General features: G+C 49.2%; 22 protein-coding genes and 1 riboswitch. Of the genes, 21 read left to right on the plus strand and 1 reads right to left on the minus strand.

Features of this window, described 5'->3' with window-relative positions; genetic code table 11:
* The first annotated feature begins 111 nt into the window (after positions 1-111).
* From ACIFO6_RS01400 to ACIFO6_RS01485, 18 genes are all read left to right on the plus strand, one after another.
* Entirely contained in the window at positions 112-855 is a 744-nt protein-coding gene (locus ACIFO6_RS01400; RefSeq protein ID WP_430037235.1) for a YveK family protein, read from the plus strand.
* Positions 839-1,477: a CpsD/CapB family tyrosine-protein kinase gene (locus ACIFO6_RS01405; protein ID WP_430037238.1), complete on the plus strand. Its 639-nt coding sequence runs from the start codon at positions 839-841 to the stop codon at positions 1,475-1,477. The genes ACIFO6_RS01400 and ACIFO6_RS01405 overlap by 17 nt, the downstream gene beginning before the upstream one ends.
* A gap of 39 nt (positions 1,478-1,516) precedes the next feature.
* A complete protein-coding gene (gene galU, locus ACIFO6_RS01410; RefSeq protein WP_014280252.1) occupies positions 1,517-2,410 on the plus strand; it encodes a UTP--glucose-1-phosphate uridylyltransferase GalU in 894 nt (297 codons plus the stop codon).
* Between the two features lie 16 nt (positions 2,411-2,426).
* A complete protein-coding gene (locus tag ACIFO6_RS01415) occupies positions 2,427-3,125 on the plus strand; it encodes a sugar transferase (protein ID WP_430037240.1) in 699 nt (232 codons plus the stop codon).
* The gene (locus tag ACIFO6_RS01420; RefSeq protein ID WP_430037243.1) at positions 3,125-4,060 is read left to right on the plus strand and encodes a glycosyltransferase; all 936 of its coding nucleotides are present in this window, start codon (positions 3,125-3,127) and stop codon (positions 4,058-4,060) included. Before ACIFO6_RS01415 ends, ACIFO6_RS01420 begins: the two co-directional genes overlap by 1 nt.
* Positions 4,061-4,069: 9 nt before the next feature.
* Positions 4,070-5,407: an O-antigen ligase family protein gene (locus ACIFO6_RS01425; protein WP_430037245.1), complete on the plus strand. Its 1,338-nt coding sequence runs from the start codon at positions 4,070-4,072 to the stop codon at positions 5,405-5,407.
* Between the two features lie 4 nt (positions 5,408-5,411).
* Positions 5,412-6,182, plus strand: a complete 771-nt coding sequence (locus ACIFO6_RS01430; protein ID WP_430037246.1) for a WecB/TagA/CpsF family glycosyltransferase — start codon at positions 5,412-5,414, stop codon at positions 6,180-6,182.
* A 5-nt stretch (positions 6,183-6,187) separates the two neighbouring features.
* On the plus strand, positions 6,188-7,630 hold the full coding sequence (locus ACIFO6_RS01435) for an O-antigen ligase family protein (protein ID WP_430037409.1): 1,443 nt from the start codon (positions 6,188-6,190) through the stop codon (positions 7,628-7,630).
* A gap of 5 nt (positions 7,631-7,635) precedes the next feature.
* The gene (locus ACIFO6_RS01440; RefSeq protein ID WP_430037249.1) at positions 7,636-9,015 is read left to right on the plus strand and encodes a lipopolysaccharide biosynthesis protein; all 1,380 of its coding nucleotides are present in this window, start codon (positions 7,636-7,638) and stop codon (positions 9,013-9,015) included.
* Positions 9,016-9,037: 22 nt separating this feature from the next.
* Positions 9,038-9,877, plus strand: coding sequence for a glycosyltransferase family 2 protein (locus ACIFO6_RS01445; RefSeq protein WP_430037252.1), 840 nt, complete (start codon positions 9,038-9,040; stop codon positions 9,875-9,877).
* Positions 9,864-11,051 carry a glycosyltransferase family 4 protein gene (locus ACIFO6_RS01450; protein ID WP_430037255.1) on the plus strand — a complete coding sequence of 396 codons (1,188 nt, stop codon included), beginning with the start codon at positions 9,864-9,866 and terminating at the stop codon, positions 11,049-11,051. The genes ACIFO6_RS01445 and ACIFO6_RS01450 overlap by 14 nt, the downstream gene beginning before the upstream one ends.
* A complete protein-coding gene (locus ACIFO6_RS01455; protein ID WP_430037258.1) occupies positions 11,045-12,193 on the plus strand; it encodes a glycosyltransferase family 4 protein in 1,149 nt (382 codons plus the stop codon). The genes ACIFO6_RS01450 and ACIFO6_RS01455 overlap by 7 nt, the downstream gene beginning before the upstream one ends.
* A 28-nt stretch (positions 12,194-12,221) precedes the next feature.
* The gene (locus tag ACIFO6_RS01460) at positions 12,222-13,322 is read left to right on the plus strand and encodes a glycosyltransferase (protein ID WP_430037261.1); all 1,101 of its coding nucleotides are present in this window, start codon (positions 12,222-12,224) and stop codon (positions 13,320-13,322) included.
* Positions 13,323-13,327: 5 nt separating this feature from the next.
* Positions 13,328-14,656 carry a UDP-glucose dehydrogenase family protein gene (locus ACIFO6_RS01465; protein WP_430037264.1) on the plus strand — a complete coding sequence of 443 codons (1,329 nt, stop codon included), beginning with the start codon at positions 13,328-13,330 and terminating at the stop codon, positions 14,654-14,656.
* 598 nt (positions 14,657-15,254) lie between these two features.
* On the plus strand, positions 15,255-16,631 hold the full coding sequence (locus ACIFO6_RS01470) for a sugar phosphate nucleotidyltransferase (protein ID WP_430037267.1): 1,377 nt from the start codon (positions 15,255-15,257) through the stop codon (positions 16,629-16,631).
* A gap of 165 nt (positions 16,632-16,796) precedes the next feature.
* Positions 16,797-16,877, plus strand: a riboswitch (cyclic di-GMP riboswitch).
* Positions 16,858-18,483 carry a glycosyl hydrolase gene (locus ACIFO6_RS01475; protein WP_430037270.1) on the plus strand — a complete coding sequence of 542 codons (1,626 nt, stop codon included), beginning with the start codon at positions 16,858-16,860 and terminating at the stop codon, positions 18,481-18,483. (Overlaps the previous riboswitch by 20 nt.)
* Before the next feature lie 51 nt (positions 18,484-18,534).
* Positions 18,535-20,823 (plus strand): hypothetical protein, encoded by a 2,289-nt coding sequence (locus ACIFO6_RS01480; RefSeq protein ID WP_430037273.1) that lies wholly within the window; start codon positions 18,535-18,537, stop codon positions 20,821-20,823.
* 310 nt (positions 20,824-21,133) lie between these two features.
* Positions 21,134-21,316 carry a hypothetical protein gene (locus ACIFO6_RS01485; RefSeq protein ID WP_430037276.1) on the plus strand — a complete coding sequence of 61 codons (183 nt, stop codon included), beginning with the start codon at positions 21,134-21,136 and terminating at the stop codon, positions 21,314-21,316.
* 55 nt (positions 21,317-21,371) lie between these two features.
* Here the strand turns inward: ACIFO6_RS01485 and ACIFO6_RS01490 are convergent, their stop codons facing one another.
* Positions 21,372-21,740 carry a helix-turn-helix domain-containing protein gene (locus ACIFO6_RS01490; RefSeq protein ID WP_430037279.1) on the minus strand — a complete coding sequence of 123 codons (369 nt, stop codon included), beginning with the start codon at positions 21,738-21,740 and terminating at the stop codon, positions 21,372-21,374.
* Positions 21,741-22,051: 311 nt separating this feature from the next.
* Here ACIFO6_RS01490 and ACIFO6_RS01495 point away from each other — a divergent pair, with 311 nt between their 5' ends.
* The 3 genes from ACIFO6_RS01495 (at position 22,052) to ACIFO6_RS01505 (ending at position 24,253) form a co-directional block, all read left to right on the plus strand.
* Positions 22,052-22,801 carry a YveK family protein gene (locus ACIFO6_RS01495; protein WP_430037282.1) on the plus strand — a complete coding sequence of 250 codons (750 nt, stop codon included), beginning with the start codon at positions 22,052-22,054 and terminating at the stop codon, positions 22,799-22,801.
* The gene (locus ACIFO6_RS01500) at positions 22,782-23,468 is read left to right on the plus strand and encodes a CpsD/CapB family tyrosine-protein kinase (protein ID WP_430037285.1); all 687 of its coding nucleotides are present in this window, start codon (positions 22,782-22,784) and stop codon (positions 23,466-23,468) included. The genes ACIFO6_RS01495 and ACIFO6_RS01500 overlap by 20 nt, the downstream gene beginning before the upstream one ends.
* A gap of 86 nt (positions 23,469-23,554) precedes the next feature.
* Positions 23,555-24,253: a sugar transferase gene (locus ACIFO6_RS01505; protein WP_430037288.1), complete on the plus strand. Its 699-nt coding sequence runs from the start codon at positions 23,555-23,557 to the stop codon at positions 24,251-24,253.
* Positions 24,254-24,266: the final 13 nt, after the last annotated feature.

Raw genomic sequence — 24,266 nt, forward strand, 5'->3', positions numbered from 1 at the left:
CTGTAGTGATGGAGAAAGTGCCGTCCGGGTCCATGTCGTTCCCACAGCAGCTTGTTACAATTAGATCATCATTAAAATAAGAAGAAAAATAGTATGGGAGGGAGGATTTTTGTGGAGAAAACCATTTTGGATTATCTGGTCCTAATCAAAAAAAGATTGTGGCTGATTGCGATTTTTGTCATTCTCTCATGCGTAACGACTTACTTTGTGAGCAACAATGTCGTGAAGCCGGTCTATTCCGCCTCAAGTCAGCTGCTGGTTAACCATATTTCCGGTAAGCAGGGAAGCAACAATCTGAACGACGTCAACACAAGTCTTAATTTGGTGGAAAGCTACAAGCAAATTCTCACTTCACCCAAAATTATGGAGGCTGTCGTAACGGCTCATCCCGAATTCGGCTTGACGCAGCAAAAGCTGGCAGAAAAGCTACAGGTCAAAACCTCGGATAAAAGTCAGGTCATCGGCTTGACGTTTGAGGCAGGGAGTTATCCACAGGCCGCCGCTGTTGTCAATGCGGTAACCCAGAAATTCGTGCAGACGGTTCCGGGACTGATGGAATTGAATAATGTGAAAATCTTGAATGAGGCGGACCCGCGGGCCAATCCTGACCCGATCAATGGCAATCCGCTCATGAATATTGCGATTAGCTTTCTCGTATCGCTGATGATTGCACTGGGCACGATTGTGTTTCTGGAAAGCATCAACGGTACGCTGCGCACGGATAAAGAGGCAGATGCGGACATCGGTATTCCGGTGATTGCATCCATCCCGGTCATTCGTAAGAAGGACATCGACGGCGCAGCCGGAAATTCCAAAGAACGGGTAGGGGAGCGTAAATATGCTGCGATTGAATGACATGTTGATTACAGAAAGCAACCCTTCATCGTATGTCTCGGAATCCTTCCGTTCCCTCCGTACATACATTCGGCAGCAGGTCATCACGCAGACGGACCGCGGGACGGTTCTGCTGCTGACCTCGCCAGAAAGTGGAGCGGGCAAAACAACGCTGCTCGCCAACATCGGCGTTTCCTTTGCACAAGAAGGCAGGAGGGTGGCTCTGGTGGATTGCAATCTCCATACACCAGCGTTGCACGAGATATTCGGATTGGAGAATACCGGAGGTTTAACGGCTTATTTGCGCGGTGGAGCTGCTTCCAAGTCCATCGTCAGACATGGCGTGCCGGAGCTGTCTATTATTCCCGGCGGAGACACCTTGTACAATGCGGCTGACTTGCTCGGCAGTGAACGCATGGTGGAGCTGCTTGAGGAGCTAAAACGCGAATATGACATCATACTGCTCGACTCGGCTCCGGCGCTGAACTACACGGATGCCCGGCTGGTCGCAAGCTTGACGGATGGTGTGATTCTCGTCGCCAGACACGCCCGGACCAAACGGGAAGATTTACGCAAAACAAAGCAACTCATGGATCAGGCCGGTGCGACACTGGTTGGAATTGTGATGAATCAGGTGAAGTAAGCAACACCAAAATTCGATGAAGCAAGGAGAATGAGTGCGATGACGAAAAGAGTGAAAAAGGCCATTATTCCAGCAGCAGGGTTGGGTACGCGCTTCCTTCCTGCGACCAAGGCAATGCCTAAGGAAATGCTTCCGATTATCAATAAGCCCACAATTCAATATATCGTGGAAGAAGCAATTGCTTCCGGTATTGAGGACATTATTATCGTAACGGGCAAAGGCAAGCGTGCGATTGAGGATCACTTTGACAACGCATTTGAGTTGGAATCGAAGCTGCTGGAGGACGGCAAGCTGAAGCTTCTGGAAGAGGTTCAGCGTTCTTCGGGAGTAGAAATTCACTACATTCGCCAGAAAGAACCCAAAGGTCTGGGACATGCGGTATGGTGCGCAAGGCGCTTTATCGGGGACGAGCCGTTTGGCGTACTGCTGGGTGATGATATCGTAACAGGTCAGAAGCCTTGCCTGCGTCAGCTGATGGATCAGTATGAGGAAACTCAAAATTCCGTCATCGGTGTACAGCGGGTACCGCAGGAATTCACGAATCGCTACGGCATCATTGAACCGGATCAACAGGACGGACGTCTGTATCGGGTAAATAATTTTATAGAAAAACCGGCTCCAGGCACAGCGCCTTCCGATCTGGCTATTATGGGCCGTTATGTATTCTCACCTAAAATTTTCAAATATCTTGATCTTCAGGAAAAAGGGGCGGGCGGCGAAATCCAGTTGACCGATGCCATCCAAAAGCTGAATCAAAGCGAGCGCGTGTACGCCTACGATTTTGAAGGAACACGCTACGACGTGGGTGAGCGTCTTGGTTATATTTTGACCACACTTGAATTTGCACTTGCTAGCGATGATTTGAAGTATCCGGTTATAGAGGCCATGCACGAGTGGCTGAAAAAGACCGAGAAAGCAACCACGGCAGGTTGAGAGGGGGTACGTCAGCATGAGCATGGAAAATTTACCGGAGGACGGCGAGGCTGTCATGTCAGGTAAAGCGTTTTACATGCCATACGGAAATACACAAATTCAGGATAAAACGTCTTACCTGGTAACCAAGCGATTGCTCGACATGTTGCTGTCTTTCGTGGGTTTGATCGTATTACTGCCGCTTTTTATCGTGGTGGGTGTTTTGATCAGGCTCGAGGATCCGAAGGGAAGCGTGTTTTTCAAGCAAATTCGGGTGGGCAAGAACGAGAAGCTATTCAACATGTATAAATTCCGTTCGATGGTGTCCAATGCCGAGGAGCTAAAAAAGGACTTGATGGAGCTGAATGAAGTGAGCGGCGCCATGTTCAAAATTAAAAACGATCCGCGGATTACGAAGATTGGCAGCTTTTTGCGCAAGACGAGTATTGATGAGATTCCGCAGCTGTGGAATGTGCTGGTCGGGGATATGACGTTAGTGGGTCCGCGTCCGCCATTGCCGAGCGAGGTTGAGCAATACTCCGATTATGACAAGCAACGCCTGATTGTCACACCGGGATGTACCGGCTACTGGCAGGTGAGCGCACGTAACAGTGTAGGCTTCGAAGAAATGGTGCAGATGGATTTGAAGTATATCCATGTTCGGAATACGTGGCTCGATCTGAAAATCATCATGAAAACAGGCATTAAAATGCTGTTCTCCAAGGATGCTTACTGATGGATTCATTCAAGCGGTGTCCCGCAGTGTCCGTCGTTATTTGCACCTATAACCGGGCGGACCTGCTGGAAAAAACGCTAATGTCCCTGCTGGAGCTGAACGACCTTGCGCTGGCTGAGATCATTGTGGTCGATAATCGCTCCACCGATCATACGGCGGCGACGATCAAAAGATTTAATGTCGAGCACGGTCAGGATATTCACCTTCGGTATCATTTTGAGCGCGAGCAAGGGTTATCAGCCGCTCGTAATGCGGGCATTACGTTATCGAGGGCAGAAGTCATTGCTTTTCTGGATGATGATGCGATCCCGTGTGTTACATGGCTGCAAACGATTATGTCGACCTTCGGGAACAATCCCGAGCTGACGGCCATGGGCGGGAAGATAGATCCTTTGTTTGAAACGGAACGACCGGGCTGGCTGACAGGGCCGCTTGAGCTGCCTTACACGATTATTGACTTGGGAAAAGCCATCCGCGAATATCCGGCGGGACTGAATCCGTTCGGAGCGAATATGGCCATGCGCAAAACGGCTTTTGCTGCCGTGATGTTCCCGCTTCATTTGGGAAGAAAGGGAGACATTCTCTTATCTGGTGAAGAGTCGTGGGTATTCGAGCAGATTCGTAAAAATGGCGGAACGATCATGTATCATCCTCACATGGCTGTGAAGCATTTTGTTCCGGCTGCACGGTTGACGAAGGAATGGATCATGAATCGTTACTACTGTCAGGGCATGTCTCACGCAGTTCAGGCCGCAGGCCTGCACGGCAACGTGATGCTGATGGCGAAGACGGCAGCCAAATGGCTATACAACACGGTGGACTCCCTGCTGGCACGTACTGAGGGCAGAAAGCTGTTAAACCGGTGCAGATTTGAAAGTATACGGGGAACCCTGGATACGCTGCGCAACCGGAAAAGCGAGTCAGCTGCGGGGTGAAGATTGATCATGAGCAACTATCCTTGGACTTCGAGAATAAACACAATACAGCATGTTTTCATTTTTCTTCTGGGCGCTCTTGCTGTAGGAATTGCGGCTACTTATCAGCCGGTGGCCAGCATTGCGGCGGTATGCTTACTGCTTCTGCTGGCCGTTTCTATCCATCATCCGGAGCGCATCAGCTACGCAGTTCTGCTGAGCACGGCGGTATCGGTGGATTCCTTGTATCAGGGTGGCGTATTCGGTATCGAGATTTTGTCATTATACAAATTGGGGATTTTGGCCTTGCTGGTACCGTGCATGCTCGTTTACGGCATACGCCTTAAATTTAGCTATCCGATCTGGGCATTGGTGATCATGCTGGGGATTACATTTGGATTTTCAGCATGGCTGCCTACGCTGACGAACTCGATTGCAGTGAAGGCGTTCGTCGGACTATCGTTGCCCTTCTTTTTTTTACTGATCCAGTGGAAGAAGGAGGTGGCGGAAAAGCATATCCGGTTGATCAGCCTGCTGCCGATCATTAGTGTGGTCGTTGGACTCGGTTTACAGGTCGTAGGGCTGCATTCGTTTACCGATGTGGAATTTACGGGAGCAGTGAGAGTACAGGGGGCGAACATTCCGCCGCATCTGGCGATGCTCTCCTTTCTCGGGATTGCCGTCTCGCTGATTGAGGTCAAACGCAAGCCGCAGCAAGCTGCCTTTTATTATACAGTGCTGGCGCTGAATTTTTTGATTCTGATTGCCACCGGCACACGCGGCCCGATTCTGGCACTGTTGCTCATGTTTGCTGTGTATCTGTTCGATATCGCCAGGCAGTATCTCAAGGGGAAAGTCAATTATTTGCTACCGCTGGCCGGATCGTTTTTGATTGCTCTGGGGGCGGTGGCCCTGCAATGGAACAATTTAAAAAAACGCTCCTTCGAGCGGGAGACCGATACGGGAATTGATCTGTCGGGACGCTCGGAGGCATGGGAATATTTCTTGAACAGAGTACAGGATTATCCGTGGTCAGGCAGGGGTCTTGGCGCGGTGACGGTTGCGAACGACGGGACGTTATTCAAAGGCTTTGTCGTGCCGCATAACGAGTATATACGCTTTTATTTTGACACGGGATATATCGGCTGTGGGTTATTGATGCTTTCATTGCTGGTCGTGTTCGTTCTCATTTACCGGTCGCTTGCCAAGCCAATCAAACCTTATTTTGCAAGCTTGATTGCGGGCTTTCTGATTTATTCGTTTTCAGATAACACGTTGTCGACGGTTCAGATGATTATTCCATTTTGCTGGTATTTGAACGCTTTATACCAGACATCTACTCAAACCGATTTTCGCAAAGAGAAGTGATACGATGAGCAGAGTGAACATGTTCGATGTCAACTTTGATAATTATGATTTTAACGATCTACTCGAATTTATAGATACTTCTATTGAGCATCAGCGTCATTCCTACATTTTAACCTGTAATGTCGATCATGTGATCAAGCTTCGCAAGGATGATGAATTCCGCAAGGTATATTCCGATGCAGGAGCTGTGGTGGCCGATGGAATGCCCATTATATGGGCGTCCAGATTGCTGAAAAAGCCCCTCAAGCAAAAGGTGTCAGGCTCCGATCTGTTCACCCGGCTGGGGGAGGCTTTTGAGGATCGAGGCTATCGGTTGTTTTTTCTGGGGGCGGCGGACGGTATTCCCGAGAAGGCGATGCTCAATCTTCAGGAGTTGTACCCAAACATGAATATAGTGGGCTGCTACTCTCCTTCCTATGGCTTTGAGAAAAATGAGGAAGAGAACAGACACATTGTCCAATTGCTGCAAGAGGCTCGTCCGGACATCGTTTTTGTCGGCGTAGGCGCACCTAAACAGGAAAAATGGATTTACAGATATTACGAGACATATCGCGCTCCGATTTCGATAGGGGTAGGAGCTACGTTTGATTTTCTGTCGGGAAATGTGAAACGTGCCCCGGAGCTGATGCAGAAGACGGGATTTGAATGGTTTTGGCGGTTGTCTCAGGAGCCTAAACGTTTGTGGAAAAGGTACTTGATTGAGGATTCCCAGTTTCTCGTTCTGCTGTTTAAGGAAATATTCAAGCGGAACCGGGTGAAGGGAGGTCAGGGGTGAGAAATATGACTCGGCTGGCAGATCAGCAGATTTCCTTTTGGTTAGGAAATCGGCGTGGAATCGGCATGATCGGCATGGGAGTGCTGGCTTGTATGCTACCACTCGCCATCGGATTTGTCAGCGCCAAGATGAATCCCACCATGAGCCAGCAGGGAGCCATATTGCTGGCACTCGTTTTTCCAGCCTTTTTGCTGGCGATCATCCAATCGCGGATGCTGATTCCGTACACACTGATGGTGTGGGCAGTAGGACCGGAAATCCGGCGCATTGCAGACTGGCTGGAGGGAACATATCACTCGGTGTCCTTATTGAGCTTGGCACCGTTGCTGGTCAGCAGCATGTTGATTATTCCCGTGCTGCGTGGCATTCATCAGGCGGAAAAGCCATTAACCCGAATTGCTGTTTTTTTTGGTATTGAATTGGCCTACGGAAGTGTAGTCGGCTTGTTCAAAAATGGTATCGTTTTTGCTTATGATTTGGCCAACTATGTGATTCCTTTGCTATTGCTGCCTTATTTTGCGATTAAGCCCATGAAAGCGAAGGAGCTGGACCGTCTGCTGTATTCCTATGCCAACATTGCCGTTCTCGTGGCGATTTACGGCATTATTCAGTATTTGACGGTGCCTCCATGGGATGCGTTTTGGATGAATAACGTAGAGATGAATTCCATTGGTATACCAGAGCCGCTTCAAATCAGAGTTTTCTCATTGATGAACTCGCCTGGTCCCTGTGCTATTTTCCTGGCAATGGCGCTTGTACCCATGCTGATGGAAAAACGGTGGCGCGGCACCTTGGGATGGATCGGAATCCTGCTGACGGTCGTTTGTCTTTTGATCACGCTGGTACGTTCAGCCTGGTTGATTGCATTCGTTATGCTACTGGCATATATCCTCACTTCATCCTCCAAGGGAAAGTGGAAAACCTTGTTTCAACTTGCTGTCGTTGGCCTCCTTCTCTACATCATTGTTCCGAAGCTGCCGGGAGCAGAAGGTCTGGTGGCCCGTATGCAAACGTTGACGGATATTCAACAGGATCATTCGTACAATGAACGCCTGGATCTGTTGCATACGATGCTTCCGGCCATTGTCGGTAATCCGGTAGGGCAGGGGATCGGGAGTGTAGGAATTGGAACCAAGCTAGATAACGGCGGCGATCTCGGTGAACTTGGGATTATGGATAATGGCTATATTGCCATTTTTCTCACCTTCGGTATTTTCGGAGCATTCTTTTTCTTCGGTGGTCTGTTCGTTATCGTCAAGCGCCTCCTTGTCCGCATTGCCGAGCGAGATTCCAGCCAGCCTTATATTAGACTGGCGTTGGCTACGTGGGCCGGAGCTGTAGCCAGTCTCATATCGGATAACGGTTTTCCCGGTATGCGCGGCTATCTGATCTGGATGATGATCGGTATAGGACTGTGGGCGAAAGATGTCATCGTGGAAAGAAGGTAAAGGCTGTGCAAAACTTACAAACATTATCCGCACCTGTCCGGACACTATGGTCCACGGTGGTTCGCTTTGCCAAAAGCAAGGATAGCAGCTCGGCAGCAGTCAAAACGATGATATTCAGCATGCTGATTCTCGTCGTGAACATGCTGACTGGCGTGCTCACGGCCCGATTCCTGGGTCCTACCGGACGCGGGGAACAGACCGCGATGGTGAACTGGTCCCAATTTCTCGCCTTCTGCATGAGCTTCGGTGTCCCGTCTGCGTTGATTTACAATGCGAAAAAGAACCCGGAGGAAACAGGCAAGCTGTATGGCCTCGCCTTGCTACTGGCGACGATGTTCGGGGGCTTGGCGACACTCATCGGCGTGTTCCTGATTCCTTATTGGCTGCGCTCCTTTTCTTCATCGGTCATACTGTTCGCGCAATGCTCCATGATGATGTGTCCGCTTATCGCGATCTCGCAGATCAATAATGCATTGCTTCAGGTCCGGTCGGAATACAAGCAGTACAATTTGTTCCGGTATCTGGTGCCGCTAAGTACGCTGCTGGGTCTGGCGATCCTGATCCTGACGGGTCATATGAATCCGTACACCTCAGCCCTGGCCTATTTGCTGCCAGGCTTGCCGATTTATATCGGTGTCACGATTCGAATGGTTCGGCTGTACAAACCGAAGGTGAAGAACAGCTGGACGCAATTCAAAAATCTCTTTACCTACGGTATGGGTTCATACGGCAACGATCTCATGGGGCAGGTTTCTACTTACATTGATCAGATCCTGATTGCGGGTCTGCTCAGACCGGCTGATCTCGGTTTATATGCAGTAGCGGTCAGCTTGGCCCGGATGGTGAATGTATTTTCAACCTCGATTATCGTCGTGCTCTTTCCCAAAGCCTCTGGGTTAAACAAGGAGGACGCGGTTGCAATAACATTCCGGGCGTTTCGAGTGACTTCAACAGCAACGATTCTGGCTGCCATGATGCTGATGCTGATTGCTCCGTTCGTATTTACATTGCTATATGGTCAGGAGTTTAAACAAGCGCTTACGGTGTTCCGGTTATTGGTGCTTGAGGTTGCTATCAGCGGAGGAACCATGGTGCTGGCACAGCAATTCATGGCGCTGGGTAAGCCCAAGCTGGTTACCATCCTACAGGGTGTCGGATTGGCGCTCGTCGTACCATTGTTGTCTATACTCGTTCCGAAGTATGGCTTGACGGGTGCAGGGATAGCAATGCTGTCTTCGGGGATTCTACGGTTCGTTTTCATTTTATGCAATGTTAAATTCGTTCTGAAAATGAAAATTCCGAGACTGCTTATTTCCAAACAAGATATTCAATGGCTCCGATCAACGATGTCACACTACATCCGGAAAAAGCCAGCTAACGGTTAGATAAAGAAGGAGGCACCCCCTAATGAACCACATGTCTAGCGTTCCCGCGGACAACCGGATATCCGTAGTTATTATCGCTCAGGATGATGGCACTCGAATCACAGCCGCCATTAAATCCTGCAAGCCCTTTGCGGACGATATCGTCGTCATTGACGGAGGGAGCAAGGACAATACAATTCAGGTAGCTGAATCATTGGGCTGTCGGGTGTTTTCCAACCCGTGGCCCGGTTATGCGAAGCAGCGCATGTTTGGTGTTGAAAAAGCTGAATTTGATTGGATTTTCCTGATCGATACGGACGAGGTGGTAGATGCGGAGCTTCTTGGAGATTTGTTGAAGATCAAGGAAACGCTCCATGATCCGGCCAAAGCATACTCTGTGTTTCGAATTGGTGATTTTTTGGGCAAATGGATGAACAAAGGCGAGCATTTGGTTCGTCTGTACAATCGGCGTATTTACGGCATTACGAATAGTCTTGTTCATGAAATGCCGGATGTAGCCTCTTCCCAGATCATTAAACTGGAGGGTGTGTTATGGCACTACGGCTTCCGCAGTATCAGTGATCATATGACCCGTTTTAACAAGTATACGGACCTCGAAGCTGAGACGGCCTTTAACAAAGGCAGATCCTTTCGGATTTCCAGGCTGTTGTTGCGACCTCCGGCCCGCTTTGTGCAGAAGTATTTTGTCCAAGGCTTATACCGCAAGGGATTGGCAGGTTTTGCAGTAGCGGTCTTTTGGGTGATGTACGAGTTTCTGGTCTGCTTCAAGCATTATGAGCTGACGAAGCGGCGAAAAAAAATAGAGATTGTGGAAGACGGACAGACCGAGCAGAAAGGAGAAACCAGCTATGTCGTACAATAACGGATTTCGCATTGCAGCAACAGGGCTTAGCTGGCCGTCCTTGCAGCCCGGCGGATTAAACACGTACTTCAAATCCATCTGTGAGCAACTGGCGGAACAAAATACGCTGGATGCTTTAATCTGTAGCGATGAGAAGCCGCAAGTACCTGAAAATATCCGAATTCATTCGATTGGCAGCAAGCAGCAATCCATCTGGAAGCGTCGAGAGCTGATGCAAAAATATGCAGCAACGCTGTTCGACAAGCAGCCGATAGATGTGCTGTACTCCCATTTTGCCCCCTATGGTGTCGGCCCGGCGCTGGAGGCGAAAAAACGGGGAATTCCGGTAGTCACCACCTTCCACGGCCCATGGACGGAGGAAATGAAGATTGAAGGGCAAGGCCTCAAGCATCTGCTGAAAACAACGTTGGCCAAATCCATTGAAATGAAGGCTTATGGTCTGGCGGACAAATTTGTAGTGCTGAGCGAAACCTTTCGGGATATTCTGCATGAGCATTATAAGGTTCCACTCAGCAAAATCCATATCATTCCCGGTGCGGCGAATGTAGAGAGGTTCCATCCGGCAGAGGATCGGGGGACGGTGCGGGAACGGCTGAATTTGCCACAGAATGCGACGATTGTGCTGACCGTCCGTCGTCTTGTTAACCGAATGGGACTGCTACAGCTGCTGGAAGCATGGCGGCGGGTAATTGATCGTCATCCTGATCATCTGCTGCTGATCGGGGGGAAGGGACCTCTAATGGAGGAACTGGCTTCCAAGGTGGTAGAATACAATCTTCATAATCATGTAAGATTGCTTGGATATGTATCGGATGAGGAACTCCCCCTGTATCATCAGGCATCGAATATGTTCGTGGTGCCGACACAGGCACTGGAGGGCTTCGGCCTGATTACGGTGGAGGCGATGGCCTCGGGTTTGCCAGTGATGGCGACTCCTGTAGGCGGCAACAGGGAAATTTTAAGTGGATTCCGTCCGGAGCTGTTGTTCCGGGGAACGGACAGCGAAGCCATTGCGGAAGGACTGCTGCGTGTGCTGGATAACCGCGAAGCCCTTCCCGACGCACGGGAATGCAGGGACCATGTCCTGAGCAAATATACGTGGGGACATGTGGCGGAGCAGGTGGAAGATGTGTTCCGGCAGGTCCTTGACAGAAAGGCGGCTGCAAAATGCTGAGAATAGCTTATATTGACCACACGGCAAGATGGAGCGGTGGCGAAGTCGCGTTGTATAACATACTGACGAACATCGGGGAACATATCGACCCGCTCGTGATTTTGGCGGAGGAAGGCGATTTGGCCGATCGTCTTCGGCAGCGCAACATTGATGTGCGTATCGTTCCGCTGGATGATTCCATTCGCAATCGGGGGCGGAATGCCGTCAATCTGGGTGCGCCTGCGGCAGCCTACCGGCTGTTGGCTTATGGGAAAAAGCTTGCGCCTTTGCTGCGCGAGGAAAAGGTCGTGTGTGTTCACACAAACTCGCTCAAGTCGGCGTTCTACGGCGCAGTAGCCGCGAAGTCAGCGAAGGTGCCATTGATCTGGCATATCCGTGACCATATCGGTCCGCCGTACCTGAAGCCGATTGTGGCCAAAGGCATACGGCTGATGTCCCGCTTTTTGCCTAACGGCGTCATTGCCAATTCCAAGTCCACGCTGAGTGCGCTGGAGCTGCCCCCGGACAAAAAGACACTCGTCGTCTACTCGGCATTTGCCAAAGCGATTACGGCTCGTGATGTGACCGCAAATTCACGTGACGATGACTCGTTTAATGTCGTGTTGGTCGGCAGACTGGCAGAGTGGAAGGGACAGCACATTTTACTGGAAGCGGCGCGCTCTTTTTTACCGGATAAGCGTGTGAAATTTTGGCTGGCTGGAGATGCGCTCTTCGGCGAAGAGGAATACAAACGCCGTCTGGAATCCACGATGCGCGAATACGGATTAGACAACGTCAATTTACTTGGACACGTCGATGACATTCAGGGCCTGATGCAGCGTTGTGATCTGCTGATTCACACCTCCATCACACCGGAGCCGTTCGGGCAGGTCATTATTGAAGGCATGGCCGCAGGGCTGCCGGTGATTGCTTCGAATGAGGGTGGACCCAGGGAAACCGTCGTACCGAACGAAACCGGACTACTTATTGAACCGGGTGATCCGGCCAAGCTGGAAGAAGCCATCCGCTGGATGCTGGAGCATCCGCAGGAACGCCAGCACATGGGCGATAAAGGAATGGAACGGGTCAGGAAGCATTTTGTTATCGAGAACACGGTTAAGGATATAGTTCATTACTATAAGGGTTTGTTGGCAGGAGTCTGACCGACATTCGCGTTAAAGGATGATTCAGATGAAAATAGCGATAGCACACGATTACTTAATCCAAATGGGCGGAGCGGAAAGGGTGGTAGAGGTATTCCACGATATGTACCCGGAGGCTCCAATCTTCACAACGGTGTTCAGCGACGACCGCCTGTCGAATAACTTGAAGGATGCAGATATTAGAGCCACCTGGCTACAGCACATCCCGGGAGTGAAGGACAATTTCAAAGGAGTGCTTCCGCTGTACCCCATCGCTATCCGTGATTTTGATTTTAGGGATTTCGACATTGTTTTAAGCTCTAGCAGCGCATTTATGAAAAGCATCCAGGTACCTAAACATACGTTTCACATTTGTTACTGTCACACACCGATGCGGTTTGCCTGGGATTACGATACATATATGGCCCGGCAGTCCAAATCCAACCTGCTCAAAAGCATGCTAAAGCTGTACATGAATCGGTTGAAAACATGGGATGCCAAAACTTCTCGCAATGTAAACCAATTTGTTGCCAATTCCTCGGTCGTCCAACGGAGAATTCTGCACTATTACCAACGGGAGTCGGATGTCATTTTCCCTCCTGTGAATACCTCCCGTTTCCAACGCGCTACAAGCATCGGAGACTATTACCTGATCGTATCCCGGTTAGTGTCCTACAAGCGCGTGGATCTGGCGATTGAAGCATTCAAGCGCAATGGTCTCAAGCTGCGCATTGTCGGTGAAGGACCGGATCGTAAAAGACTGGAAGGCATGGCCTCCCCGAACATTGAGTTTCTTGGCAGACTTGAAGACGAAGAGGTCAACAAGCTGATGGCAGAATGCCGGGCGCTCGTTTTTCCGGGGGAAGAGGATTTCGGTATCACGCCTCTGGAGGCGAACGCAGCCGGACGGCCTGTTATCGCTTATCAGGGCGGGGGAGCGCTGGATACCATCGTTCCTCATGTGAATGGTGTATTTTTCCGCAGACATCAGGTAGAGGATGTGCTGGAGGCGGTTGCCAAGGTCGAGCAGCATGCATGGGATGTGGACGGTATCATTAGCCATGCACGCAAATTTGATGAAGATACATTCAAGGATCATTTCAAAAAGTATATAGAGCAAGCCTATGTGAACTTTCTAAAAGGAGGATGAACGGAATGAAGCTGGCTGTAATCGGTACTGGATACGTTGGACTCGTCTCGGGCGTGTGTTTTGCACATAAAGGTAATGAGGTGATTTGTGTCGATCTGGAGCAGCATAAAATCGATATGCTGAACCGGGCGGAATCTCCTATTTATGAGCCTGGCATTGAGGAACTGATCGCGCTAAATCTGGAAGCGGGTCGTTTGGAGTTTACTTCGGATTTGGCCGACGCAGTTCGCCGCTCGGATATCATTATTTTGGCGGTGGGTACGCCGTCTCTGGCTAACGGTGAAGCGAATCTGTCCTACATTGAGCAGGCTGCTGCTGATGTCGGGAAGGCCATGAACGGGTATAAAATTATAATGACCAAGAGCACGGTGCCTGTCGGAACGAACGAAAAGATCAAGGACGTGCTGGCTCATCATACGAGTTTGTCCTTCGATATTGTATCCGCTCCGGAATTTCTGAGAGAAGGCTCTGCTATCAATGATACACTCCATCCAGATCGCATCATTATCGGCTTGGACAACACAGGGCTGCGTGAAACGATGGTTTCGCTGCATCAGGTGTTCACGGATAAAATTTATGTAACGGATATCCGCAGTGCAGAGATGATCAAATACGCGTCCAACGCATTTCTGGCGACCAAAATCTCGTTTATCAACGAAATCGCCAATATTTGCGAAAAGGTAGGCGCGGACGTTACCTGTGTGGCTGACGGTATGGGGATGGACAAACGAATCGGGTCCTATTTTCTGCAAGCTGGGATCGGGTACGGTGGTTCTTGCTTCCCGAAAGACACGAATGCGCTCATCCAAATTGCGGGTAATGTGGACTATGAATTTAAGCTGTTAAAATCGGTGGTCGAGGTGAACACCGACCAGCGTTTCATGATCGTATCCAAGCTGCGCGAATCGCTGGGTCAGCTGCACGGCGTGCCGATTGGCATTTGGGGCTTGGCCTTCAAGCCGAATACAGACGATATCCGCGAGGCTCCGGCACTGGAAATCGTTGAAACGCTGGTTCAGGCAGGTGCTATTGTGAAGCTGTATGATCCGATTGCAATGGAAAAATTCAAGGAGCGCGTGGATCATCCGAATATTGTATGGTGCTCATCCCCGCAGCAAGCTGCCGAAGGAAGTGATGCGGTCTGCCTGCTGACCGATTGGGAAGAGTTCAAAAACGTCAACCTCGTACAATTGTCTTCCATTCTGCACAAGCCAGTCCTGATTGACGGTCGTAACGTATTTACGGAGGAGCAGATTCAAGGCTCTGGGCTGGAATACTATTCTGTGGGTCGTCCGCGGATGAGTGGGTGGAATAGAGACAAGGTGGAAGCCTAAAAAGTGACGGGTATAAAAGTGGAAGCTTAAAAAGTGACTGTGGTGGGGTTGGAGGCGCTGCGCGTGCAGATTGTTCTTCCGATTGCTGTTACCCCCGGATTTTCTTGATTGTATAAAACATTCAAAGGTTAAAATCCGGGGATAAAGGCAAACGCTGCCGCTTCTTCAGAACAATTCTGCCCGCTCCGCTGCTTTCCGCCGTGGAGTCACGATTTTTAACCTCCCACCTTATGGGGGGGAGGTAGGAAGGGCGTATCGGAAGGAGCGGCGCGGTGATACCGCTCCTTCGGATCAAAGCGCCATGCGCCGGGCGCGCGAGCACCTTTACAGGCTGACCGGACATGAATCGTCCGGTCGTGCCTTTTGCAATACACGGTATGATCGGCATGATGCATTTTTGAGTAGCGCAGGGATGGATTTGAATCTGGAGAAGCGATAGCGCTCGCCTTTGGAACGGGATTCAAACCTTTACACGATTTTATACAATCGAGTGAATCCCGGTCCAACAGCGATCGTAAGATCAAATCCATCCCGTAGCGGGCTACTCAACCGTGCTCCATCCGATCACCTACCCAAATTAGAGAGGAAGTGGAGAGTTATGAAGCTCGTACTTTTGTCTGGTGGTTCCGGTAAGAGATTATGGCCTTTGTCCAACGATTCCCGTTCCAAACAATTTTTGAAGGTGCTGGAGAGTCCGGAGGGGAATTCGGAATCTATGGTGCAGCGGGTGTGGAGACAACTGGGGGATAACGGCTTGTCCGAATCCTCGTTTATTGCAACAGGGAGAGCGCAGGTTGAAATGATTCAGAGTCAGGTTGGGCAGGATACGCGCATCATTGTTGAGCCGGAACGAAGAGATACGTTTCCTGCCATTGCGCTGACAGCGACTTATCTATATTCCATTGTTGGAGTTTCCCCCGATGAAATCGTTGCAATATTGCCGGTAGATCCCTATGTAGAGGATGCTTTCTTTGCTACAGTTACCCAGTTGGAACATACTCTTCAGGAGAGTGAAGGCAAGCTTGCGTTAATCGGAGTTGTCCCTTCCTATCCTTCTGAGAAATATGGTTACATTATACCGAAAAATGATGCCACACAAGGTAGCACAGGCTACCGCGAAGTGAGCCATTTTCAAGAGAAACCCGACCGGGAGCAGGCGGAGCGTCTGATGGAACGCAATGCTCTATGGAACTGCGGGGTTTTTGCATTCCAATTGGGTTACTTGCTCGATATCTTGGCATCCAAAGGTTTGCCGCTGAACTATGAAGAAATGCAAAAGCAATATTCTTCTCTGGAAAAAATCAGCTTTGACTATGAGGTAGTCGAGAAGGAGCAGGACATCGTTGTTCTTCCGTATGATGGATTTTGGAAGGATTTGGGCACCTGGAACACCTTAACGGAAGAAATGTCCCATCAGCAAGTGGGCAGAGGCGTAGTTACGGAGGATTGCGTCAATACGAGCCTTATCAACGAACTGGATATCCCCGTGGCAATCATTGGAACGAATGATCTGATCGTAGCTGTCAGCCCGGATGGCATCCTTGTGACCAATAAGGCGGAAAGTCCGCGCATCAAGGAAGTGCTCAAGGCTCATAATCAGCGTCCAATGTACGAAGAGCGACGTTGGGGGCATTATCGGGTAGTGGACTATGTGAAGTATGACGAGGGCAACGAGGTATTGACCAAGCGAATCCGTGTGCTGCAAGGCAAAAATATCAGCTACCAGCTTCATTTCAAACGGAGTGAAATTTGGACCATTATTAGCGGTGAAGCGGAAATTATTTTGAATGAAAAGCTGCATAAGGTGAAGGCGGGTGATGTGGTTCGCATTCCAGAAGGGACGAAGCATAGCATTTTAGCCGTGACCGATGTGGAATTGATCGAGGTACAGACAGGTTCTGAGTTGATCGAAGAGGATATTGTCCGTTTTTGCATGGATTGGGATGAAATTTCCCGTCACCAGTTTATTTCATAAATGAGCATCATGCAACATTCCTGAAGGATGAAAAATGACTCATTTATGAAGTTTTTATCCCGAACTGTCGAAAATACGCGAAAATCTGTAAATTCATGAACATGACCTATTAAATTTTGGTAAAAAAAAGTCGATACTTAGGGTAAGAAGGAATCCAAACTCCTTCCACGATAAACGCAGCCCTGTTGAAAGGCAGGTACGCAAAGCTAAAGGGCCTTCCGTGAGGATGGCAGCCTGGCTACCGAAAGGAAGAGCGAGAGTGAGCCCCTATTTTACCCCTGTGAATCGATGGATACGCAGTGTACTCCCCGTTGTTATGCTTTTTTCTTTGTTGCCCGTCGGTTTTGGTGAATCTCTGTCCGTGGCGAATGCTGCCACACTACAGCCTGTTAATTCGGACGCTTCTGCTGAGGCCCGTGAACTATACAACTATTTGATCAGCATCTCGGGAAAAAAGATGGTCACAGGTCAACATGATTATTTGGAAAGTCCGGATGAATTAAGCAACAAGGTCCAAAAAATCAGTAAGGCGTATGCTGGTGTACATGGCTACGAGATGGGAGCCATCTCCGGCCAGTCCGCCGCTACGGAGGCAGCACAACGTAAAAATGTCGTCGATAGCGCCATACGTTGGAGTAGAGCTGGCGGCATGGTTACGATGACTTATCATGAACCGTTGCCGGGTAAGCCACTGACTTGGGCCAATGTGCAGGCGAAAGTAAGCCAGGCGGAGTTCAATAAATATGTGACGCCGGGTACTACGCAGTATAATCTTCTCATTGCCGATCTGGATAAGGTCGCTGTATCGTTAAAGCAGCTTCGTGATGCAGGGGTTCCGGTATTATGGAGACCTTACCACGAAATGAACGGCGACTGGTTCTGGTGGGGAAACAAAAACAATTTCAATCAGCTATGGAATATCATGTATGACCGTTTTGTAAATACGCATCAGCTGAACAATCTGCTGTGGGTATGGAGTCCGAATGCGCCTAATTCGTACACTGCTCCATATACCCCGAAATATCCGGGGGATGACAAAGTGGATATTTTGGCTGTAGACATTTACAACCATGATTTTAAGCAAAGCCATTACGAAGGATTGCTCGGACTGGCACGAAATAAACCGATTGCCATTGGGGAACATGGTGAGGTGCCCAGTCCCGAGGTGATGAAGGCTCAGCCTAAATGGGTGTATTCCATGACCTGGGGCAAGATGCTGACCGAAAATAACACGACGGATCAGATTCATGATTATATGAATGATTCGACAAGCTTGACGCGGGATGATGTGAAAAAAGGGCTGGCTGCGATGAAAAAACCTGACACGGAGCTACCAACCGTACCGGACACGGGACAAAATGGCTCGACTCCAGCTCCGCCAGTGGTAAGTAAACCAGTCCCGCCTTCCGTTCCGGATATGGTCTACGCAAACGGGCTGCGGGGCGAATATTTTAACGACATGAATCTGGATGGCACTGCTGTTTTGGTTCGCACAGACAGTAAGCTGGATTATAACTGGCGTGCCGCCACGCCTGATCCAAAGGTGGAGGCTGATCAGTTCTCAGTCCGTTGGACGGGCAAAATCAAGCCGCAATATAGTGAGGCCTATACGTTTACCACGATATCCGATGATGGCATTCGTGTATGGGTAGATGGCAAGCTGATTATTGATAGCTGGTTCAAACAAAGCTGGACAGAACGCAAGGGCAGCATTTCCTTGCAAGCAGGCAAAATGGCAGATTTGAAGGTTGAATATTATGATGAAAAGGGCGACGCAATGGCACGTCTGATGTGGGAAAGTCAGCATGAAGCGAAAGCGGTAATTCCCGGCAACGCTTTGTTTCTTCCTTGATATATACTCTTTCCCCGCCAAAAATTTTGAGGAGAGAGAGGGTGGAGCACAATGATGAAAAAATGGTTGACCCAAAAGTATATAGTGGTATTGGCCGGGCTGCTAGGGGTCGCAGCTATAGCGCTGATTGCCTGGTTTATTCATACGCCTCCCAAGAGTGAAGAACTTCAGACGATTAAAGTAGCGGCGGCGAGTCCGGTATGGAAGCTTGGTCAGCGGGATGACTCTTCAGTAGAATTTAGAGGTGTGGTCGGTAAGGACAATGTCAATATTTCGGTGGCCTCTACCGAGTCGTCTGCTAAAGGAACATCGTCAGCGATGTCCATAGCGGGGAGTACAACGGCTCCGATATTGCTCAGCAGTGGAGATATCCCTTCCGGATTAAATGCGTCCACGAATCCTGAACTGTCCCTCCAGTACAAGCTGGATCAGGTTCCTCCCAACGGGATGATATTCCGTGTACGAATTTTGGATGCGGGCAAAGCCGTTCCCCAGATGGCTGTATTTTCAAATCATCAGCTGTCCGGTATCATCCAGATTGCCGGGGTTGCCGGCACAGGCAGTGCATATAATTTCAAAAGCAATTACGAGCTATATATCCCCAAAGAGCAATTGCAAAGCGGTGTTAACGTACTCAAGCTAAAGACAGCGCGCTGCCTATACTGCTCCTCTGTTGAAGATAAAAATGTGTGGTGGACTTGGGATGACTTGAGCTTGGAGACGTTAGCTTCACCTGCAACCGAGCCGATACACGGTAAATATATATTGACCGGAACGAATGTCAATAATAAAGAATTTTATTATGATGAGGGTGCAGTTAAACATTTACCATATGTTCTCAAATGGCTGGGAATTGCGTATAGCGGCAATGTCATGAGAGTCACTTGTGCCAGTAATGTAAACAAGGCCTGCACAGACGTGGGAGATTACTACCAAACATTGAAGCAGTATAATATGCAATCGTCAGCTTTGTATTTGTATACAGGCGATATCAAGCTGCAAAAAGACGGCTCCCTGCCGGAGACGGCTAAGCAGAAATTGCGCGATTATGTAAAAAAATATGGTTCATACCTGCATTATTACGAAGTAGATAATGAACCTGGATTGTTTAACCGCTCAAAAGCGGTCAATTTGGCCGTCGCCAAATGGCTGAATACGGAAGGTAAGCAATTGGCGCCGCATCTCAAAACGGTTGCGCCGGGTTGGGCCTACTGGCCGACATATTCAACCAAGGCATGCAAAAACCAAACCGGAGGTACGCCCAAATGCGGCGATCCGGATGGATGGGAGCGGGACCCGGCACAACGTAAACAGCTGGAGGATGTCACTGACCTGACCAATGGACATGCCTATGGCGAATCGTATAACGAAGAGGGAGGAGGCAGCTTTGTTCAAAATCTGAAAACGTTCGGCGGTTCAAGTAACGGGCTGGAGAAGAAGATGCTGAATACGGAGTTTGGTACGAACGATACGCATCGGGACAACCCTGAGTACGGGGCCAGTCAGCCACAGGCAGCCGCATTCGACCGGATTATGCGTTCGCAGATTGGTTTTGCCGATATGTTTATTCAGCATGCTGCTTTCTATAAGGACTACACGCTGTTTAAAACCGGCTTTGACCTGCAAAATCACAATCCGGCGAATACGGAAATGTATCCGTTCGGACAAGGGCAGGACAGCCGTGTAAACATCATGAGACGCTTGAGTCTGGCTTATGCCACACACGGGAAACCATTGACTTATACGGTCCTGAATCCGGAGGAAACGAAGGATAAGATGGTCTATGTCCGTGCAGTGGATACGGCTAAACTGAAACCGCTGGCTGGCAGTGGGGCCACCTCGGACAAATTGCTGGTGAATCTGGTGAATTTCGAATCCACAGCACAGACGATCCGCGTACGGGTGACGATGCCGAAAGCCGGTTTGTACACGGGTGAACGCTTCGGAGCTGGCTCTACGTACAGCCAGGCACAGCGTTCCATATCCGGACTCAAGGCTTCGCCTGCCCTTGATTTTGAAGAAAAGCTGGGTCCTGGCGAGTCGGTACAATACATTCTGGAACTGAAAAGTACAGATCAGACCGCAGCTTCGGCCCCTACAGAGGTGAAGGCCGCCTCTGTTCAGGAAGACGCGGTAAAGATCAATTGGCTTCAGGCAGAAGGCGTATCCGCCTATGATGTACTGCGTGCGGACGGGACAAACGGGGCGTATCAGGTGATTGCCTCGGAAGTAGCGGGAAGCACGTATACGGACCACACGGTGAAGGCAGGAAGTCACTACGCCTACAAAGTCCGAGCGACTGGGGGCACTCAAGTGTCCCCGGCAGCCGAGGTCGCTTAATGAGGACAGATACAGAGTAGGACCAGCGTTGAAGAATACCTTACATGCAACCGAAAATAGAATGCCAAAGAACCTATCAGGAGAAATTAGGACCTGACAGGTTCTTTTTTATCTGTAAATGGTTCTGATTTGGCAGTTCATTGCGTATATTTCAGAAGAAAATCCAAAAATCCTTTAATTTCCTCGCCATAAGACGACAACATTACAGGTATGTATTCATATATAATGGTTTTGCTCATAACTATACATACATGGTTTGTGGAGATTCTCTTTCCGGTGACCAAGAATGATAAAGTGAGGTAAGTGCCGAATGAACAAGGAGACTGAATCAGGGATGGACAACTCTCTTCTACGAAACAACGAACGGAAAGCAGACAAACCTGTCGTCCACCTGGACATCCGGGATATTTTGCTTCAATGTGGCATTGTGATGCCACATTGTCTACAGAGCGAAGCTGACGGAACCAAGGACCGAAAGGATAAGAGCTTGTAAAATATCGGTTGCCGGCACTGCTTAAAATTAGGAGTGAACCGGCTCCCACCCTTCTTTATTCCATCATTCGTTCCATGCGGACAAACGCGATAAAACGCTTGGCTTCTTCCTCAGACAAAGTTCGTCCATCAATGGTCAAATTAAAACGTTGCAGGATATCTTCATCGGACAGCTCCAACTGGTCCACAAATTCCCTCACATCTGAATCCAAAATTGCTGCCGGATGGCTAGTGCGTCCTACCAAGTAATCAATGGATACCCCGAAAATGTCTGCAAGTTTGGTCAGTATCTCAAAATCTGGCTTGCGCCGGTTTTTTTCATAGTGAGAAAGAGCCGCCCGCGTAATTCCGAGGGATTGCGCTAGTTCCTCTTGTTTTAATCCCTTATATTCCCGTAATTCAGCGATGCGGGTGCCATAATTCATCTGATTTTCCTCCTGAATGCAAGGTTGAGAAAGTAAAAAAAAGCAATTTTAAGCTTGACAAGATACGAGTTGTATCATAAATTAGTTATGTAGGATACATAACGTATCGTTATTTTATAGTTTTATCCAGATGCTATCGTTCATATACCCTGGGAGGCCACGGATGGTTTAGCACTTGTGCAAATTCGCTGGCTAGACCTTCTATGCGCTATTATACAACATTTTACTATAGATTATATGGTCATGCTATGCAGAGGATCAGTACAAGCGTCATTGCATCGAAAACAAGTCAATCAGAGAGGACTGGTCTTGTGCAGTTGAAAGAGTACATCCGTATGATCCGAAAAAGAATATGGTTGATTAGCGGTATCGTATTGTTGGTATGTGCTGTGGTAGGCGTGAAAAATGTATATTTTACCCTTCAGATTTATGAAGCGACAGCGAAGCTTATTATCAACCAAACGCCAAGGCCGGATCGTGCGGGTGTCGTCGATTACAGTGTCGTTCAAACGAATATAGCTTTAACGAACTCCTATAAGCAAATTATGATGTCCTCGGCAATTATGGACCAGGTGGTCGCCAGCTTCCCCGATCTCAAGGTCACTCCGTCAGTTCTGGCGCAAAAACTAAGAGTAAACACCGCAGGTGATTCACAGGTCATGGATTTAACAATCCGTGATTTATCGTATACGAAGGCTGTCAAAACCGTAAATGCGATAGCTAAAGTATTCAAACGACAAATTCCCTCTATCATGAAAATGGACAACGTCACGATTCTAAGCGAAGCCAGTCTGACTGAACCGGCTGTTCCTGTGAACAGTAATCCCGCTATACAGATGCTTATTGCTTTTTTCACCTCCTTGTTGCTGGGTATAGGCTTGGCGTTTTTGCTGGAAGTGCTGGATGATACCTTTAAAAATGAAGAGGATGTTGAAAAAGAACTCGGCCTGCCTACCCTGTCCCTGATTACGAAAATGAAAAAAGAAGACAAACGCTCCGACGGTTCAGCTACAACTCCCAAACAGGTAGGTGAAGGCCAATATGCCGCGACTAATCAATAACCAGCTCGTCACATCCCTGCATGCCCAATCTCCTGTCTCGGAGGAGTACCGTATGCTTCGCACGAACATCCAGTTTTCTTCTATAGATGAGCCGATTGAGGTTATGATGGTAGCATCAGCTCAGGCGGGTGAAGGTAGGACGGTCACGATTAGCAATTTGGCTGTAACGTATGCGCAAGAGGGGAAGAAGGTGCTGGTTATGGACATGGATTTGCGCCGCTCTTCCTTGCACCACATGTTCGGCTTGCGTAATCATACGGGTCTGACACGTGTCCTTGCCAACCAGCAGCCATGGCAGGAAGTGGTTCAGGAAACAGGGATCGATCATCTGTATGCCATTACAGCCGGACCGACTCCGCCGAATCCGTCCGAGATGCTCAGCTCCCGCAGAATGAACGCTCTAATGTCTGAGCTGAAGGAGCATTATGATGTGATTTTAATGGATACGCCGCCATTGTTGTCCTTTCCAGATGGCCTCATTATAAGCGCCATGTGTGACGGAGTGATTTTGGTGGTGCAGGCAGGGAAGGTCAAAAAGGATCTCGTCAAGAAAGCGAAAGCCAATTTGGAAAGAGTAAAGGCACGTATTTTGGGCGTGGTGCTCAACAACGTGAAACGGTCGGATACTCGTGCGGAGCGCGGCATGGAGGAACGCAACCTGACATGAACAGAAAGGAGGGAAATGGGAGTTAAAAAAATTCTCTTAACAATGAATAAATAATACTTATCAATCGGAAGCTGAGGTGATGAGCAGTGTCTTCTTCCCACTCGAACGAGGCTGAAGCTTTGAGTACATCAGTGGAAGTGTATTCGGCCGCTCATGGGCTTGAACGCCGGCAAGGATTGAGCGTATATCCGTTCGTGAAGCGAAGTATGGACATCGTGCTGTCGTTCATTGGTTTAATCGTGCTGTGCCCGGTATTTCTGCTCGTGATTTTGCTGATTAAGCTGGAAGACCCGAGAGGAAGCGCTTTATTTTATCAAGTTCGTATTGGTAAAAATGAACGGCCGTTTCGCATGATCAAATTTCGCTCCATGGTGTCCGATGCCGAGGACAGATTGTCCACGCTGCTGTTGGAAAATGAAATCGAAGGTGCGATGTTCAAAATGCGGGATGATCCACGCATCACCCGTATTGGGCGCCTCCTCCGCAGAACGAGCATTGATGAGCTGCCGCAACTGCTGAATGTACTACGTGGGCAGATGAGTCTGGTAGGGCCCAGACCCCCGCTGCCCAGAGAAGTCGATGATTATACGGTTAGGGATAAGCTGCGTCTGACGGTTACGCCAGGCTGCACCGGCCTATGGCAGGTCAGCGGTCGTAATCATCTGAGCTTTAACCAGATGGTAGAGCTGGATCTGGAGTACATATCCAGACGCAGTTTACGCACGGATATTATCATCATGCTGAAAACGTTCCGGGTGCTATTGGGCTCCAACGATGCATATTAAATTCACTCCAACA

Source organism: Paenibacillus sp. NRS-1781 (assembly GCF_050467745.1).
GTDB lineage: Bacteria > Bacillota > Bacilli > Paenibacillales > Paenibacillaceae > Paenibacillus > Paenibacillus terrae_A.

Coding starts and splice junctions, on each gene's coding strand:
- ACIFO6_RS01405 (WP_430037238.1), top strand. CDS start 839: ATGCTGCGATTGAATGACATGTTGATTACAGAAAGCAACCCTTCATCG.
- galU (WP_014280252.1), top strand. CDS start 1,517: ATGACGAAAAGAGTGAAAAAGGCCATTATTCCAGCAGCAGGGTTGGGT.
- ACIFO6_RS01415 (WP_430037240.1), top strand. CDS start 2,427: ATGAGCATGGAAAATTTACCGGAGGACGGCGAGGCTGTCATGTCAGGT.
- ACIFO6_RS01420 (WP_430037243.1), top strand. CDS start 3,125: ATGGATTCATTCAAGCGGTGTCCCGCAGTGTCCGTCGTTATTTGCACC.
- ACIFO6_RS01425 (WP_430037245.1), top strand. CDS start 4,070: ATGAGCAACTATCCTTGGACTTCGAGAATAAACACAATACAGCATGTT.
- ACIFO6_RS01430 (WP_430037246.1), top strand. CDS start 5,412: ATGAGCAGAGTGAACATGTTCGATGTCAACTTTGATAATTATGATTTT.
- ACIFO6_RS01435 (WP_430037409.1), top strand. CDS start 6,188: ATGACTCGGCTGGCAGATCAGCAGATTTCCTTTTGGTTAGGAAATCGG.
- ACIFO6_RS01445 (WP_430037252.1), top strand. CDS start 9,038: ATGAACCACATGTCTAGCGTTCCCGCGGACAACCGGATATCCGTAGTT.
- ACIFO6_RS01450 (WP_430037255.1), top strand. CDS start 9,864: ATGTCGTACAATAACGGATTTCGCATTGCAGCAACAGGGCTTAGCTGG.
- ACIFO6_RS01455 (WP_430037258.1), top strand. CDS start 11,045: ATGCTGAGAATAGCTTATATTGACCACACGGCAAGATGGAGCGGTGGC.
- ACIFO6_RS01460 (WP_430037261.1), top strand. CDS start 12,222: ATGAAAATAGCGATAGCACACGATTACTTAATCCAAATGGGCGGAGCG.
- ACIFO6_RS01465 (WP_430037264.1), top strand. CDS start 13,328: ATGAAGCTGGCTGTAATCGGTACTGGATACGTTGGACTCGTCTCGGGC.
- ACIFO6_RS01470 (WP_430037267.1), top strand. CDS start 15,255: ATGAAGCTCGTACTTTTGTCTGGTGGTTCCGGTAAGAGATTATGGCCT.
- ACIFO6_RS01475 (WP_430037270.1), top strand. CDS start 16,858: ATGGCAGCCTGGCTACCGAAAGGAAGAGCGAGAGTGAGCCCCTATTTT.
- ACIFO6_RS01480 (WP_430037273.1), top strand. CDS start 18,535: ATGATGAAAAAATGGTTGACCCAAAAGTATATAGTGGTATTGGCCGGG.
- ACIFO6_RS01485 (WP_430037276.1), top strand. CDS start 21,134: ATGAACAAGGAGACTGAATCAGGGATGGACAACTCTCTTCTACGAAAC.
- ACIFO6_RS01490 (WP_430037279.1), bottom strand. CDS start 21,740: ATGAATTATGGCACCCGCATCGCTGAATTACGGGAATATAAGGGATTA.
- ACIFO6_RS01500 (WP_430037285.1), top strand. CDS start 22,782: ATGCCGCGACTAATCAATAACCAGCTCGTCACATCCCTGCATGCCCAA.